The sequence below is a fragment of the Pseudomonas gingeri genome (assembly GCF_013386115.1).
Taxonomy (GTDB): Bacteria; Pseudomonadota; Gammaproteobacteria; order Pseudomonadales; family Pseudomonadaceae; genus Aquipseudomonas; species Aquipseudomonas gingeri.
On sequence record NZ_JACAOR010000010.1, the window covers coordinates 93544 to 108769 of the forward strand.

Sequence of the window (15226 nt, forward strand, 5' to 3'; positions counted from 1 at the left end):
CCCTCAAAGCAAAACTCCCTTAGAGATGTATCCTATCAGATACATAGGCGCCGGGCCATCATTCAACTCGTGTAGACGGCTTGATTACGGGTGCAGGTGCTGGTCCAGAAAATCAAGACGGAGGCTCTGGCCAGTCGATTGTGGAGGGGAATCCATCCTGTGTAAGCGTCTTAAGGCTACGTGGTACTCTTTCCAAAGCTTCAGGTTTGCCGTGTCGTCGTCGGTAGCCGTGCCAAGATCCACCGCATCTTGCAGCGGAGCAACGCGAAGACCGGCAGAAGCCAGAAGCGTGTTAATTTGCGCATTCGCCTCTGCAATCATCTGTTCGGCTGTAGGGGCATTTGCTGCTGCCTGGGCAGCTCTAACTTCCTCCAGGCTGGCTTCATCAAGCAGCTCAAAATCAAAACTTATAAATGCATCCTGAGAACCGGCAGACTCACATGCATAAATATCATTAGTAGATCTATCGGCGTAACATTTCACTACCTCAATTCTATCCAGTTAGTAATATTTCCTGCGGCGACATTATAAACACATGTGATGCCGCCAGGAGCAATCGCTGTAACTTGACAACCTAGACCGCCCGTCCCCTGAGCGACCCGCCCAACTTGAACGCCACTTACAGATAATATGACTACCGATCCAGCCGCCAAGTTAATTGATACCAAAATTGGTCGTCCAGTTGATTTTTTATATGTAGCACCAATTGCCCTCGATTAAGTAAAATCCTGCCATGCCTGACCAAAGCCGATTCCGACAATATCTACCGAACACCAACTGCTTGAGCTGCTTGACACAAGAACAATCCATGCACCAGTTTGAACAGAAAAAGTAGCTATAGCTGGAGACAATAAAATATTGCCAAACCCGCTTACAACAATAGTAATTATTCCAGCACCAAAACTTAATAACCATCTCAGCTGGCATGGCTGACGCAAGCGGAAAAGTCACATTTATCGCCGACAAGGCAGTGCTTACAATAATTGAGCGCGCATGCGCAGATGCTGTAAGACCAATATCCACAGACGCAGTTACCACGCTTCTAAATTTAAATCCAACACACTGGGAAAAATCGGTTGTTGCAATGCCCGTTGAGTTATCAAACTGCGCAGGAGTTACGCTCGTAGTGCTTGATAGCTGTCCGAGAAGGACAAAATCGACGCCATCGTAAACCACATCGCCAACCTAGTCGGCGAAAAACACTGCAGCAACCTTAGCGCCTACTGCGTTGTATTGCTTGAGGAACTTCGCCCCCTTGGCCGAGGCGTTCAGCGTTGGGTCTACGCCACTGCTCACATGAAACTTCACGCTGAACCGCTGGTTCGGGGCGTATGCAGAAATCGCAGGCGACGGGGTCAGGGTAAGCGCCGTTCCAGTCCCACCCGTGGCAAACGCCTGCGCGATCTGATTCTGGGCCAATTTATAAAGGGACTGAAGAATTTGGTTTTGGATGCCTTTTACGGGCGTCAACCCGGCGGCCGCCAAGACGCTCATTAGCTCTTCCTGAACATCATTCAGGAAATCATCAGTGACCACCGTTGCCTGGATGCCGCCGACCGGATCGCCTTCCGTGAAACTGTTGTCGACCGTGGCGCCCGGGCAGTCAATTCTATGCATGCGTCAATCTCCGTAGGAGAAGAGCGCGTTCGTGTGCGCTGGCTTCAATTGATTTATTTTGCATTCGAGGGTGTCGTTACCCCAGGTGCGCAGCCGTTCACCTACCGCAGACACGCCAGCCCTGAAGGAAATTACTGATGTCTCTGGAACGCGAATCAGCCAGGTGAAGACCCAGTCGCCATTGGTGACCGCTTCCCCAGCGCGAGAAAGCCCCGCGCGGAACGGTCGGTACTCTTGGATCGTAACTGTGTAACCAAGCACCCGGGCCAACTCGATGAAGTAGGCAGCAGAGTGCCCGCCAGTACTGGATAGTTTCTCCAATAGGGCGTTCTTCCGGCCTTGCACCGTTTCCTCGAGAACACCTGAGCATTTATCGGGGAGGCCTGCGCCCCTCTCCCAGTCGCTCAGCATCTCGCTGGTGGTGGACGGGTTAGCCTCCATTGGAAGCGCTTCGCCCCGGACATCTACCCGAGCCAGTTCAATCGACATGCTATCAAGCAGGCTGTGAAGCGTGGTTCCAGATTCCCACGGGAATGCTTGTCCAGGAGGCAGCAGCGTTTTCAACTGCTCCAGGTAGTCGGCAGCTGTCGGCATTACGCCTCCTTAAAAGCTGGAGTAGGTTATGGTGCCTGGCACCGCCATATGCCCGGTGGGGTGGGCGATATCCGCGGTCGGCGCCGTTATCTGATTGTCCGCTTCGCCTGCCGCAATGGAGACAGATTCGCGTAGGCGGCTGATCAATATCGGGCTGCCCGGTTTCGAGTCGCGGACAATCAGGTCGGCGACTTCTGCGCGCACCGCGGACTGGACAGCCGCGGTGTTCGGCGAAAGCTTCACCGCCAGATTGAGCGGATCGGCGATAGGAGCCGCAACAAACACCTCTGCTGTCACCGATGGAAGACGGCCAACCGATGACCGTGAGTATGCTACGCAAGCGCTTTGATGACGCCCGGGAGGCCGCCGACACTCCGAAAGCTGCGTTCCAGCTTCGGGATCTGCGTACCAAGGCCGCAACGGACAAAGAAGAGTCGACAGGTAGTGTCCGTGAAACCCGAGACCAGCTCGGGCATACGACCGTTGGCATGATAGAGCAGTACATCCGCAAGCGCCGCGGCGCAAAGGTCGCTCCGACGAAATGAGCGGATTGCGGAAAAGATTTTCTGATTGCGGAAAAAAATAAAAGGGCCTACCAGCTAAAAATACTGGTAAGCCCTTGATATATATGGTGCCCGAAGCCGGGGTCGAACCGGCACGCCCTTACGAGCGGGGGATTTTAAGTCCCATGCGTCTACCAATTTCGCCATTCGGGCGGCAGCGCGGTGAAGCGGTCAACACAGCGGCTCCTCGGCGGGAACCCCATGGCCTCATAACCTTTTGACGGTCCTGATGCCTGCGCGACAAGGGGACGAATATATACATCCCCTCCCCTTGAAGCAAGTTTGCCGGCGTCAATTTTCGGCAATCGACCTATTTCGCAAGTTTATGATTTTCAAAGGATTGCCTGTTGTTTCAGGTGAGTCGACGGAATATCGCGACGCATGCCGACTGCCATTCGTGCTTTCCCACACCATCACCGACACTTTCAAGGCGGCAACACAGGTCCCTTCTGATCCAGTTCGAGGAATTTTCCCTTGAGGAACTGGTACAAGGCCTGCACCGACGCCGAGATCTGCCGGCGGTGCGGGCACACCAGCTGGAGCCGGGTATGCTCGCCGTGGTACCCGGGCAGAAGCAGCTCCAGGTGGCCCGCCGCGATATCCGCCCGCACTTCCAGCCAGGCCTTGTAGGCAATGCCCTCGCCCGCCACCGCCCAGCGCCGGACCACATCGGCATCGTCGCTGAACAGCGTGCCCGTCACCGAGACTTCCCGGCGCTGCCCATCCTTGTAGAACCCCCACTTGTCATAGAAGCGCCCCTGCAACACATAACAAAGACAGCTATGCCCGGCGAGGTCCTCCAGGCTTTGCGGGCGACCGCGGGCTTCCAGGTAGGACGGCGCCGCCACCAGCACCCGGCGATTCTCCGCCAGGGGCAAGGCGACAAAACTCGCATCGCTGATCTGTCCGTAGCGCACCGCGACATCCACCGGATCGCGGAACACGTCGGAGACCTGGTCGGACACGAACAGCCGCAGAATCAACCGTGGATGCAGGCGCCGAAACTCGATCAGCCAGGGCGACAGCAGGTTGCGCCCCAGATCGGAAGACACCGCCATCTGCAGCGTACCCTGCAACTCCAGGCGCTCGACATGCAGTTGCTCATGGCCTTCGCGCAAGGTGTCCAGCACGCCGCGGGCATACGGCAGGTAGCGCTCGCCCTCGGCGGTCAGGCGCAGGCTGCGGGTGGATCGGGCAAACAGGCGGATATCCAGCTCACGCTCAAGGCGCTGGATCGCCGCGCTGACCTGACCAGGCAACAGGTCCACTTCCCGCGCGGCATTGGAAAAACTGCCCAGCACGGCGGAACGCACGAAGAGCGCCAGGTCATCGATTCGAATCATTTTCACACCCAGAGTGAAAGAGCTACCCGATGCTACCTCTTTATCCCTTTGATCGCGAAGATCAGAATCGCCGCCAACGCCTCAACCCATTCCCTGGAGCACCTGATGAACCTCGCGCAGATCACCACCCAGCGCTACACCACCAAAGCCTTCGATGCCTCGAAAAGCATTCCCCAGGCGACTATCGACGAGCTGCTGACCCTGCTGCGCAACGTGCCGTCCTCGGTCAACTCGCAGCCTTCGCACTTTATTGTCGCGTCGACCGCCGAGGGCAAGGCACGCCTGGCCAAGGGTGCCCTGGGGGCTTTCCCCAACAATGAGCCGAAGGTGCTGAACGCCTCCCATGTGATCGTGCTGTGCACGCGCACGGCGATGAGCGATGCGCACCTGGACACGATACTGAAACAGGAGGAACAGGACGGGCGCTTCTCGACCGATACGGCCAAAAGTGGCCAGCAGCAGATCCGCTCGCACTTCGTCAACCTGCACCGCTACGACCAGAAAGACCTGCAGCACTGGATGGAAAAACAAACCTACCTGGCCCTCGGCAGCCTGCTGCTCGGCGCCGCCGCACTGGGTATCGACGCCACGCCGATGGAGGGCTTCGATGCCAAATCGCTGGACGCCGAACTGAACCTGCACGAACAGGGACTGACCAGCGTCGTGATCGCCTGCCTGGGCTATCGCAGCGACAGTGATTTCAATGCCGCCCTGCCCAAGTCGCGCCTGCCGCAGGACTATCTGTTTACCCACCTGGCTTGAGCACCTGAGCAGTCCTTGACAGGGCCGGACTGCCTGACTCTCGTGAGCAGGCGGTCCGGCCATGCCGATATCATCGCCCGGGAGTTAACAAGGCAACCCTTGCGTTCATTATATTTTACTGACGCCTCCAATGAGGCTTTTGCTACTCCATGAAAATATTGATTTTTTTCTAGTCTCCGGTTTCAGCCCGCCTAAAATCAAACTAACCACGAACATAATATCGAACACCAACATTATCTTTTCCACATTGACAGTTACAGCTTTACGACTTTATGATTCGAAACAAGGACACGATACTTTCATGGAATGAAATCAATGCCCCGCCATATCCTTTTGTGTATTTCATCGCCTCATGATTCCCCCATCGCAACGCGATTCAGCAACACTTCCTAGTTGGAACAACCGTACCTGATCCCTCCGCACTGCGGCATCTTATGGATGCCTGAAATCTATTCGCATCGACTTCCCGCCGAGATTCAACTCAGCGAATGTCATTACTTGCGGGTGCAATATCTACAACGCCAATTAGCTTGAAACTTGCGCCGGAATAAAGCGCAGGAAAAGTTTCGCCTATAAAATGAAAGGATCTCTATGAAGCTTCTGGACAATGCTATCCATCTTTCCTATCCGCTCCCCAATGGGAAAACTGTAAAGCTCAATCTTGCAACAGAGGAACTCCTGGGCGCTCGCATGAATAAAAATGTGAAACGCCTGCTTGGTTGCTACGAACAGGACATGCTATTCCTGAACAAGGAAATCGAAGGAGACATCCAGCAGCATCTCGACGAACGATATGGTCGTGATAAAAGCAAGAAAGCCCTGGATGAGCTGAGAACCCTCGAAGCCGTCGTATTTGCACCGATCAGTTCGCAACTGGATAAAGTCGACTTCTCGGTTTCGGCAGAGCAGTTGAAGTCGTTCTTCGGCATACAGCTGGATGAGGAGTTTGGTCGACTCAAGAATGGCGAGTTTGACCCTACGCTTTCCTACATCCTCAACGACCCAAACGGCCAGGCACTGATGAGGAGCCTGTTGACGCAGTTCTCGATCGAGTTCCTTATCGAAGGCGCGCCGATGGGACTTTACGCAACAGGCGCGTTCGGCACCTTGCAGTCTCATTTGCTGCGGGTCTACCAGGACGAGATGGGCAATGGCGTCCCTGAGGACAAACACAGCCATTTGTATGAGAAGACGATGGTGGATCTTGGTCTGAGCGATACACCGGATGCCTACCAGGACCACTTCCTCACCAGCAACATGCTGGTCTCGGCTTATACCTACCAGATCTGCCACGATAAAAGTAAGTTCCTGCGTTACCTGGGCGCATTCTTCCGCAATGAAGCGTGCTTCATTGTATGGCAGAAACAACTGGGTGAATCCGTTCGCGAAATCTACAGCGGAAAAGTCGACTGTCACTACTTCGACGTTCACACTTCGGTCGACCAGGCACATGGTCGCTGGGTTCTTGACAACCTTATATCCCATGCCCTGGATCGCTTTGGTGATGATGCCGCGCCTCATATATTGCGCGGTTTTGTAGAGTTGATGATTTACCAGGATATTTTCGGGCTGGAGCTTGACCATCAGATATTGACAGGCACAACCGCTGACTCCACGGAACTGACAAGCTCGGACCTTAAACTTTCGAATCATGTCGCCTCCGGCCAGACCGAACATCTTTTCTCTGCTCAGGAGCTTCTAATCAATCTTCAGGGCGATGGAAAACTATTCCTCACTGATCCCTTGGCCGCCAGCACTTCGTCAGAACATGGACTGATTCGCCTTCCACCCTTTACTGCGGCCCATATCAAAGCCGGCAACAACGGCGCGTACTACAACTAATAACACGTGGCGCGCAGTTGATCCTCCATCAATCGCGCGCTCACCGAAACCTGATGACACAAGCGCTTGCATAACAAGCGCAAGGATTCCCCATGTCTGTAGAAAAGTCCCTGTCTGAACACGACAATACCTGGCTGCACTTCTTCCCTTCCGATCAACTTGGCAAGACCGATGCTTTTCCCTCGTCCCTGGTCAAGGCACAAGGCATCTACGTAACGGATTCGCAGGGCCGCCAGTATATGGACGCCATCAGCGGTGCGTACTGTGTGAATGTCGGATATGGTCGTGACTCGATTGTCGATGCCGCCAGCCAGGCAGCCAAGACGCTAGCATTCTGCTCTCCGTTCAGTTTTTCCAACCCCTATTCCACCCAGCTGGCTCAGACCCTGGCAAACCTGGCGTCCCCCGTCGTCGGCGCCAATGCACGGGTGTTCTTCACCAACAGCGGCTCGGAGGCAGTAGAGACCGCGCTGAAAATTGCCCGGGCCTTTGCCGTCAAGAGTGGTGAAAGCCAACGCAAATGGCTGATCTCCCGCGATCATGCCTACCACGGGGTTACGCTGGGCGCGCTGTCGGTCTGCGGTTTTGCATCGTTGAAAGAAGAGTTCGGTCCACTTCTGCCCATGACCGCGACCATTCCTTCGATGCACGACAGCAATGATCCCTTCAATGACCTCCTGAAGGCCACCCCAGGTCGTGGCAAGGATGTGGCAGGCGTACTGCTGGAAACCATCGAAACCAGCAACGGCATGGTGACGCCCGGCACCGAGTATCTTGATGGGCTACGCAGGCTGCGCGAGGAGACCGGCGCCCTGTTGATCGTCGATGAAGTCATTACCGGATTCGGACGTATGGGCAGCTGGTTCAGCGCTGAACACTATGGTCTCGAAGCAGACATCATCGTTTGCGCCAAAGGCCTCACAAGTGGATACGACTCCCTCGGGGCTACAATCGTCAGCGAACGTGTCGCTTCTGCCTTCGCCCAGGGCAACGACAGCATGTTCACCCATGGCGCCACCTTCGGTGGTCGTCCAGCCGCGGCCGCGGCCGCGTTGGAAAACATCAGGATTCTCGACCACGAGCAACTGCTCGGGAACGCCTCGTCCATGGGTGTCTACCTGAAAGACAGGCTGCATGGTTTGTTCGCAGGACATCCAAAGGTCTCCGGCCTCACCGGGACGGGCCTGCTCCAGGCCATCCACCTGAAGTCACCTGGTTCCCCGGCTCCCGCCACGACGGAAGAAGTCGCGGTGATTCGCGATCGTTTGTTGAACCATGGCGTGATCACCTCCCTGTACTACACCCGCAACGATCCGACGATCGAGATCGCGCCCCCGCTGTGTATCAATCAGGAACAAATCGATCATCTCTGCCTGGTTATCCAGCAAGCACTGAAATAACTGTCATTGAGCCGAAAACATAAAGGACTATAAGAGATGACATTCGATGAAATCGAACACACAGATTCGGTGCGCGATACACAAGTGCCTGGCGTGGAAAGCGAAAGTTCGACAGTGAGCCAGGCAGCGGTCAGCCTGGAGCGAGCGGACGCCGTGGGCACGACCGGCGCCGAATTCGAGGCCAGCCTGCTCACCGCCTGGCTGGTAGCCGCTTGCTGGTACGCCAACTGGGCGGAAGAAGTGAGCAGCGTTGTCGTCTCTCGCGCAGGGCATCTCGACTGCCCGAATGTGGATCCGCTGGCATCGGCAAGCGCACTTCGTGCTGATTGCAGAAAAGCCCTGAACGACATGTCCGGTGCACAGCATGCGCCCTGGCAGGTACGGGCCTGGTCGGACACCGAGCAATGCCAGGGCTTGTTCGGTGCCGCCCAGCTGCAGATGAATGTCCGCGAAGCCTCGGTCGAATTGTTGTTCGACAGGCAGGTGCTTGAAAAAGACCTGGCTCACGAGATCCTCGATGCGCTGCTGGCCATCGCGATGGCTCTTCAGAGTGACAATCATCTCACTCCACAACAGCTCGTGGAGTTCGCAAGACCTGTACAGTCGAACGCCGAGTTGCTGGGCAAACTACAGGGCGTCGTGGATCAGGATGTGCTGGAGGCATTCGAGAGCCATGCAGGTCGGAACCCTGAAAAAGCAGCCATTTGTGATGCCGGCACAACGATCAGCTACGGACAGTTATCGGCGCAGGCCCGCAAGCTCGCCACAGAGCTGGCACGCGAGGGGGTAACCGCCGGCAGCCGTGTCGCACTACGCCTGCCACGCTCAAGCGGTTTTATCATTGCCGCGCTGGCGTTGCTTTCGCTGGATGCCATCTACATTCCAATAGACCTCGAACTGCCAGCCGAGCGCAGCAAACTGATGCTCGAGGATGCTCGGGCGGGATGGATCATTGAGGGCGATGGGGTAATAACGAGGATTCGCTCGATGGCCGAAACCGAATCCGAAGGCAACTCGGGTTGCGGGTACGTGCTGTTCACCTCTGGCACAACCGGACGCCCCAAGGGAGTGATGGTTTCACGCTCATCGCTTTCGTACTACGCCAGCGTTGCCAGGTACACCTTCAGTCTCACGAGTCATGCCAGGGTCCTGCAATTTGCCACCGTCTCGTTTGACGCCTCCGTTGAGGAAATCTATCCCTGCCTGATGGCCGGCGGAACGTTGATTATCCGTGATTCGGAGGTCGATCTGCGACCTGCCAGGTTTCTGCAGTTCGTGCATGAACAACGCATCACTTTCCTGGACTTGCCCACCGGCTACTGGCGAGAGCTCAGTCTGGCCTGCCTATCGGAGAACCTCCACTTTCCACCCAGCGTCAATCTGGTTGTCATTGGCGGAGAAGCACTCTACAAATCCGATATCCACGCCTGGTTCCGTCTCCCGCCACCTCGTCCACACCTGATCAACTCCTACGGCCCAACCGAGACGACGGTTGTCACAGCCCTCCAGCGCGTGCGACAGCCCTGTGCCGGCGACGAGATAAAAAACGCTATCTCCATCGGTCGCCCCATTGCCGGCAGCAGGATTGTCTTGCTCGACCGGTTTGACCGGCCGGTACCGCTCGGGGGCATGGGGCAGATATGCATATCCAGTCCGGGCGTGGCCACCGGATACCTGAACAGCCCTGAAATGACCGATGAGAAATTCTTCATCCGGGTCGAGAGCGATCGAAGCCAGCATCGCTATTACAAGAGCGGCGATCTGGGACGCATCGGCGCCGACGGCGCATTGGAGTATCACGGCCGCATGGACAATGTGGTGAAACGCCAGGGCTTCAGGATTAGCCTGGGTGAAATCGAGTCGATCGTCCGAACGCTGCCCGAAGTATCGGATTGCTGTGTGCTCATGACCGACGCAGGTAGCAATGCCAAGCTGCTGTGCGCCGTGCAACTGATGCCTGGTATCGAGGCGACACAAACTGACTTGCGTCACCAGCTGAGCCTGGATCTTCCGTCCTATATGGTTCCGAACAGCTTCGTCCTGCTCGACGAAATGCCGCGCACTCTCGCTGGAAAGATCGATTACAACAGGGTGCGGGCTCTCGCGACGGCCATTGCCAAGACAAGCGAGAACAGCGATCTCGACCCACAACCAGAAAGCGAGCTCATGACAGGCATACGCTCGATAATGGGCGCACGCGAGCTGAACTGGGATGCCAGCCTGGCGGAGAATGGCGCCGACTCACTGGAGATCGTGCGATTGGCTGTCTTTCTGGAACGGCACAGCGGTCGGGAATGGCCGGTATCGACGCTGTACCATTGTGCGAGCCTGCGCACGATTCTCACCGACGCCGGTAAATCGGTACATGTACAACACAGGGCCCGACACTTCCGCGACTGGCGCGATGCGGAACTCGATCGGCTCAAGGGGTTGCTCCGGGTCGGCACGCCCCCCTCCACTCGTATCGCAGAAGGCATTCTTGTGACAGGTGCTACGGGGCTGCTCGGACGCCATGTGGTCAAGGACCTGCTGAAAAGAACGCTACGTCCAATCCACTGCCTGGTTCGCAGTTCGACCGCTGAAAGCCCCGAGGCCCTTCGTCGAAAACTGATGCAAACGCTCAACGTGCGCCATGAAGAGCGGCAAAGACTGCATGTCATCGTGGGCGACCTGAACCGCGACCAACTGGGGCTGGACAAGGATTGTCTGCACGCGCTGCAACACAGCGTCGCCGATATCGTGCATTGCGCCGCCGATACCCATATGTTGTCACCCTATTCGAAGCTGATGACGACCAACGTCCTCGGAAGCCTGAACCTCATCAACCTGGCTCTTGCAAGCGGCGCCGGCTTCCATTTTGTCTCATCTCTTGCCTTGTTTGACACCAAACCGCGTCTCGCGCACCTATCCCCCAGCACCAAAATGGCGGAAGTGGATAACGTGACCTCCGGTTATCTGCAAAGCAAATGGATGATCGAAATGTTGCTGGAGCAGCTCCGGGCTGAGGGCCTCAAGGCAACGATCTATCGCTGTGGTCGTCTGTGGGGCAGTGCCACGAACGTGGGTGAAGCCAGCAATGACTACGTCTTCCAGTTCTTGAGTGTCTGCCAGAGAATCGGACAATTTCCGATCATGCCCATGCAACTGGAAGTCTGCCCGGCGGATCGCATCGCGGGCCAGATTGCCTCCCGCGTAGTAAACCCGGCGAGCCTCCCCACGACGGCCACAAGCACCTATCATCTATGCTCCAGCAAAAGCTACACGATGGACGAAATCCATCAAGCCATGCGTCAGCAGGTGAAAGACCTGGTCCTGGTGAACTCGGCAACATGGCTGGCAACGCTGAACGCTCACATTCTGGCGTACCCGCAGGATGTCCCGGCACTGAGAGTGTTCGCTGTCGTGAAGTCGCTGTCGCTTTCCGACTGCATGGATGACCTTACGATCACTGAAGCGATCGCCTCACATGAATGCTGGGGGCAAGAAGAATCTCCAGGCCTCACGCCGGAGCAGATGGCCTATACCGTGATGGCTGGATCAGTTCCCCCATCCTTACAAGCTCAAACCGTCGCGCATGGATGATGCCGAACCGCGAGTTTCATTTAAAAGGGAGATACCGAATTGACGCGCTACATCAATTTTCTACTGCTGGCCTTGATGGGCAGCACCTGGGGGCTCCACTTCGTACTCGTCAAGAAAATCACCAGCGTCGGGGTTCATGCAGATCTGATCCTGTTCCCGACGCTGGTCGGTGTGGCCATCGCGTTTCTGGCAATGATGGTCGTCACACGCAGCTCGTGGCGCACCAACCGGTCATGGTGGGTCTTCCTGATCATCTGCAGTGTACTTGGCTATGCATTCCCGATCTGGCTCGAACTGGTGGTGGCGCCTTACATTGACTCGACCTTGCTTACCCTGATCGTTACAAGCACACCGGTTTTCTGCATTTGCCTGGGCTTTCTGCTTCGTCTGGCAACGGTCACGTTCTGGCATGTGCTGTGTGCCGCACTGGGTATTGGTGCAGCCATGATGCTCCTGCTGCCCAGTGCAGCGCTTCCGCAGGGATCGTCCCGTTTTTGGCTGGCGGTGGCCATCGGGGTCCCGGTGAGTTACGCGCTGTACAACCTGTACGTCGCCGCGGCCTGGCCGAAAGGTCTGGGGGTGTTCACCATGGCCGCCTATGAGTCGGTGCTGGCTGCGTTGTTGGCACTCCCATTGTTCTTTACATCGACGTCGGAAGCGGGCTACCAGGACCTCGTCCAGCATGGATCGGAAGTGGCACTACTGGTGATCGTCACCGCAGTTGAGGTCTGGTCCTTCTTCGAACTGGTACGACGGGCAGGTGGGATATACGTTTCGTTTGCCAGTTTCGCAGCACTGGCGGCGGGGATTGCGTGGTCTGCGTTGTTGCTGGATGAGCAGATCACTCCATGGATGAATGTGAGCATCGGAGCGATCGTGCTTTCGCTGGTGCTGTGTCTGATCGGGGACCGAAGCCAGACCCAGAGGACGTCCCTGGGCTGAGCCTCAAACCGGCTCCGGCCATGATCCGACAACCCCGTATGACACGGGGCTGTCGGACGCTCGTCGAAAGGAACTCAGTAGCGACGATGCGGATCGTTGTAGGCGCTCCAGTCGAAACTGAAATGGCCGCTTACGCAACCTTACTGCCCAGTCATTCCCTCCCCGACCGCAATCCGCTTGCCGTTCTGCTGGCCCACTTCCTGCGCCTGCCCATCGCGTTGCTTGCCTTGTCGGGCAAGGCCCACCAACCGTGGAATCAGCGGCCCTTCCGGCAGGTGCCGCCAGAAACGACCGGGCATGTGCTGGCGCATCGCATCGGGGTTGACCCGGGCCGGATTGAAGATGTGCCGGTAATAGGTCAGCCACAACTCGGCGCCCGGATCGTCGGCATGGCTGGCCCACTGCCGCCACTCCTCGGGGCAACGGCGTCGATAGTCCAGGACCTGACCATCGAAACGGATGCCGTCGCGGGAGGTTGCGATCAACCAGCGTTGCCGGCCCAACCGTTCGGCAAAATGACCGCTGGCACTTTCCAGGATGTCGTGGGCCGGTTCGTGGAAGGCCACCAGATCCAGTTGCAGCCGTTCGGCGAGCGCTTCGGGCAACGGCACGAAACGCACGAAGGCATGCAGGTGATGGGCTTCGCGGCTGACCTGGCGGATCCGCCGCTGCAGTTCGCTGCCCAGGCGGTCGCCGGCGAGCATGGCGGTACGGTCGCCGTGGGCAACCCGCCAGAGCACCTCGTAGAGCAGGCTCCAGCGCTGCTCGCCACGATAGCGCGCGGCCTGTTCGAGCTGGGCCAGCAGGGCCGCCGGGACTCGCGCGCAGAACAGCCCCGGCCCCGTAGGCAAGGGTGTCGCTACGGCCAGAAGATCGTCCATCGGGCCTTGCGTCCAGGTCACATCGACCGGATCGATACCGTGTCCGAGCAGTCTGCGGGCCTGATCGCGCCAGGTGCCGAAGTCGTCGTCACAGTCCAGCGCGATCATCCCCACAGCCCCATCTGCAACGGTGCCTGAGGCTCGCGCAGGCGCACCCGCAACAGGCCGCTGCGCATCTCCGCCTGGGGTGGCCGATAGTCGCTGGTGACGATAAAGGGCCGGGCCTTGTCCAGCACGCAACGCATCTGGATCAGGTCGTCATAGCGGATACGCCGCTCGCGGCGCAGCGCCACCAGCCGTTGCACACTGCGCAGGCCGATCCCCGGGATACGCGCCAGCAACGCCGGCTCGGCGCGGTTCACATCCAGCGGGAAAACCTCGCGGTTGGCCAGTGCCCAGGCAAGCTTGGGGTCGATGTCCAGTGCCAGGTGGGTGGATTGGGTCAACAGCTCACCGGCCTTGTAGCCATAACCGCGCATCAGGAAATCGGCCTGGTACAAGCGGTGCTCGCGCAACAGCGGCGGCGCAGCCAGAGGCACGCTGCTGGGGCTGTCGGGAATCGGGCTGAACGCCGAGTAGTAGACCCGCCTCAGGCCATAACCCTGATAGAGCGATTCGGCGTTGCGCAGGATCGTACGGTCGTCGCTGGCATCGGCGCCGACGATCATCTGCGTGCTCTGCCCCGCCGGGGTAAAGCGCGGCGCCCTGACCTCGCCGGCCACCGCCTGCTGGCCGCGGTGGATGGTACCCATGGCCTGGCGAATGGTGATCAACTGCTTCTCCGGCGCCAGCAGCTTGAGGCCCGCCTCGGTGGGCAACTCGATATTCACACTCAGGCGATCCGCCAGACGTCCCGCCTCCTCGATCAACAGGGGATCGGCATCGGGAATGGTCTTGAGATGGATATAGCCCCGGAACTGGTGTTCCTCACGCAGCAAGCGCGCCACCCGCACCAACTGCTCCATGGTGTAGTCGGCCGAGCGGATGATGCCCGAGCTCAGGAACAGCCCGCTGATGCAATTGCGCCGATAGAAGTCGAGGGTCAGGCGCACCACCTCCTCCGGCGTGAAACGCGCCCTGGGCACATTGCTGGAGCGGCGATTGACACAGTACTGGCAGTCGTAGAGGCAGAAATTGGTCAGCAGCACCTTGAGCAACGACACGCAGCGGCCGTCGGGGGTATAGCTGTGACAGATGCCCATGCCATCGGTGGCACCGATCCCCTCACGGCCACGGGAGCTGCGCTTGGGTGCGCCGCTGCTGGCACACGAAGCGTCGTACTTGGCGGCGTCGGCGAGGATGCCGAGCTTGGCGATAAGCTGCATGGGATCTATCTCTATACTGATTATCCATACAGTATTCCGAGATACGTCCGCGTGCAAGCGTCATCGGGCCAGCAAAGCGTCGAACCGATAAAAGCCCTGCCAGATCAAGGAGGCCTGTATCGCCGAGGTAGAAAAATTGAATTAGCCGCCTGTCCTCCTGGTCAGGAATTATGAACGCAGTCAATCTGACGAGGTAACAGCAATGACTATCGAAGCAGAGACACTCGTACAACTGACCGAAGCGCTGCAAGAACGCGGCATGATACTGGTAGCGGACGTTGCGTTTACCCGGGCCCCCTACCGGCACAACCATCGTTGGGTCTGCACCGTGGAGTAGCGATGCGGTCTTTCGAACGGATTCATGCCTGCCCGATA

General features: G+C 57.7%; 12 protein-coding genes, 1 tRNA gene and 1 pseudogene. 6 read left to right on the forward strand and 8 right to left on the reverse strand.

Going from position 1 to position 15226, the window contains the following annotated elements; translation table 11 throughout:
- Positions 1 to 84: 84 nt before the first annotated feature.
- From HX881_RS33060 to HX881_RS19355, 4 genes are all read right to left on the reverse strand, one after another.
- Entirely contained in the window at positions 85 to 483 is a 399-nt protein-coding gene (locus HX881_RS33060; RefSeq protein WP_177086031.1) for a tail fiber assembly protein, read from the reverse strand.
- Positions 484 to 1185: 702 nt separating this feature from the next.
- Positions 1186 to 1617, reverse strand: a complete 432-nt coding sequence (locus HX881_RS19345; protein ID WP_177086032.1) for a hypothetical protein — start codon at positions 1615 to 1617, stop codon at positions 1186 to 1188.
- A gap of 3 nt (positions 1618 to 1620) precedes the next feature.
- Positions 1621 to 2211 (reverse strand): YmfQ family protein, encoded by a 591-nt coding sequence (locus HX881_RS19350; RefSeq protein ID WP_177086033.1) that lies wholly within the window; start codon positions 2209 to 2211, stop codon positions 1621 to 1623.
- Positions 2212 to 2220: 9 nt separating this feature from the next.
- A complete protein-coding gene (locus tag HX881_RS19355; protein WP_177086034.1) occupies positions 2221 to 2496 on the reverse strand; it encodes a baseplate J/gp47 family protein in 276 nt (91 codons plus the stop codon).
- Positions 2497 to 2510: 14 nt separating this feature from the next.
- Between HX881_RS19355 and HX881_RS19360 the strand changes: the two are divergent.
- Positions 2511 to 2756, forward strand: a pseudogene (locus tag HX881_RS19360) (site-specific integrase); the annotation flags it as partial.
- A gap of 84 nt (positions 2757 to 2840) precedes the next feature.
- Here HX881_RS19360 and HX881_RS19365 read toward each other — a convergent pair.
- Positions 2841 to 2927, reverse strand: a tRNA-Leu gene (locus HX881_RS19365).
- A gap of 272 nt (positions 2928 to 3199) precedes the next feature.
- On the reverse strand, positions 3200 to 4117 hold the full coding sequence (locus HX881_RS19370; protein WP_177086035.1) for a LysR family transcriptional regulator: 918 nt from the start codon (positions 4115 to 4117) through the stop codon (positions 3200 to 3202).
- A 105-nt stretch (positions 4118 to 4222) separates the two neighbouring features.
- Between HX881_RS19370 and nfsB the strand changes: the two genes are divergently transcribed.
- The 5 genes from nfsB (at position 4223) to HX881_RS19395 (ending at position 12645) form a co-directional block, all read left to right on the forward strand.
- Positions 4223 to 4879: an oxygen-insensitive NAD(P)H nitroreductase gene (gene nfsB / locus HX881_RS19375; protein WP_042936937.1), complete on the forward strand. Its 657-nt coding sequence runs from the start codon at positions 4223 to 4225 to the stop codon at positions 4877 to 4879.
- 591 nt (positions 4880 to 5470) lie between these two features.
- Complete coding sequence (locus HX881_RS19380; protein ID WP_017129137.1) at positions 5471 to 6721, forward strand: iron-containing redox enzyme family protein; 1251 nt, start codon at positions 5471 to 5473, stop codon at positions 6719 to 6721.
- A 92-nt stretch (positions 6722 to 6813) separates the two neighbouring features.
- Positions 6814 to 8121 carry an aminotransferase family protein gene (locus HX881_RS19385; RefSeq protein ID WP_177086036.1) on the forward strand — a complete coding sequence of 436 codons (1308 nt, stop codon included), beginning with the start codon at positions 6814 to 6816 and terminating at the stop codon, positions 8119 to 8121.
- Positions 8122 to 8157: 36 nt separating this feature from the next.
- The gene (locus tag HX881_RS19390) at positions 8158 to 11703 is read left to right on the forward strand and encodes an amino acid adenylation domain-containing protein (RefSeq protein ID WP_177086037.1); all 3546 of its coding nucleotides are present in this window, start codon (positions 8158 to 8160) and stop codon (positions 11701 to 11703) included.
- A 39-nt stretch (positions 11704 to 11742) separates the two neighbouring features.
- Positions 11743 to 12645 carry a DMT family transporter gene (locus HX881_RS19395; protein ID WP_177086038.1) on the forward strand — a complete coding sequence of 301 codons (903 nt, stop codon included), beginning with the start codon at positions 11743 to 11745 and terminating at the stop codon, positions 12643 to 12645.
- Positions 12646 to 12785: 140 nt separating this feature from the next.
- On the opposite strand, the gene HX881_RS19400 is transcribed toward HX881_RS19395, so the two are convergent.
- Together HX881_RS19400 and HX881_RS19405 are read right to left on the reverse strand one after the other, a co-directional pair.
- Positions 12786 to 13634: a TIGR03915 family putative DNA repair protein gene (locus tag HX881_RS19400; RefSeq protein ID WP_177086039.1), complete on the reverse strand. Its 849-nt coding sequence runs from the start codon at positions 13632 to 13634 to the stop codon at positions 12786 to 12788.
- Positions 13631 to 14851: a putative DNA modification/repair radical SAM protein gene (locus tag HX881_RS19405; protein ID WP_177086041.1), complete on the reverse strand. Its 1221-nt coding sequence runs from the start codon at positions 14849 to 14851 to the stop codon at positions 13631 to 13633. The genes HX881_RS19400 and HX881_RS19405 overlap by 4 nt, the downstream gene beginning before the upstream one ends.
- Between the last annotated feature and the right edge of the window lie 375 nt (positions 14852 to 15226).

What these genes read in the sequence shown, in the direction of transcription:
- HX881_RS19405 (WP_177086041.1), bottom strand. Translation starts at nt 14,851, where the DNA reads ATGCAGCTTATCGCCAAGCTCGGCATCCTCGCCGACGCCGCCAAGTAC.
- nfsB (WP_042936937.1), top strand. Translation starts at nt 4,223, where the DNA reads ATGAACCTCGCGCAGATCACCACCCAGCGCTACACCACCAAAGCCTTC.
- HX881_RS19350 (WP_177086033.1), bottom strand. Translation starts at nt 2,211, where the DNA reads ATGCCGACAGCTGCCGACTACCTGGAGCAGTTGAAAACGCTGCTGCCT.
- HX881_RS19380 (WP_017129137.1), top strand. Translation starts at nt 5,471, where the DNA reads ATGAAGCTTCTGGACAATGCTATCCATCTTTCCTATCCGCTCCCCAAT.
- HX881_RS19390 (WP_177086037.1), top strand. Translation starts at nt 8,158, where the DNA reads ATGACATTCGATGAAATCGAACACACAGATTCGGTGCGCGATACACAA.
- HX881_RS19400 (WP_177086039.1), bottom strand. Translation starts at nt 13,634, where the DNA reads ATGATCGCGCTGGACTGTGACGACGACTTCGGCACCTGGCGCGATCAG.
- HX881_RS19345 (WP_177086032.1), bottom strand. Translation starts at nt 1,617, where the DNA reads ATGCATAGAATTGACTGCCCGGGCGCCACGGTCGACAACAGTTTCACG.
- HX881_RS19370 (WP_177086035.1), bottom strand. Translation starts at nt 4,117, where the DNA reads ATGATTCGAATCGATGACCTGGCGCTCTTCGTGCGTTCCGCCGTGCTG.
- HX881_RS19385 (WP_177086036.1), top strand. Translation starts at nt 6,814, where the DNA reads ATGTCTGTAGAAAAGTCCCTGTCTGAACACGACAATACCTGGCTGCAC.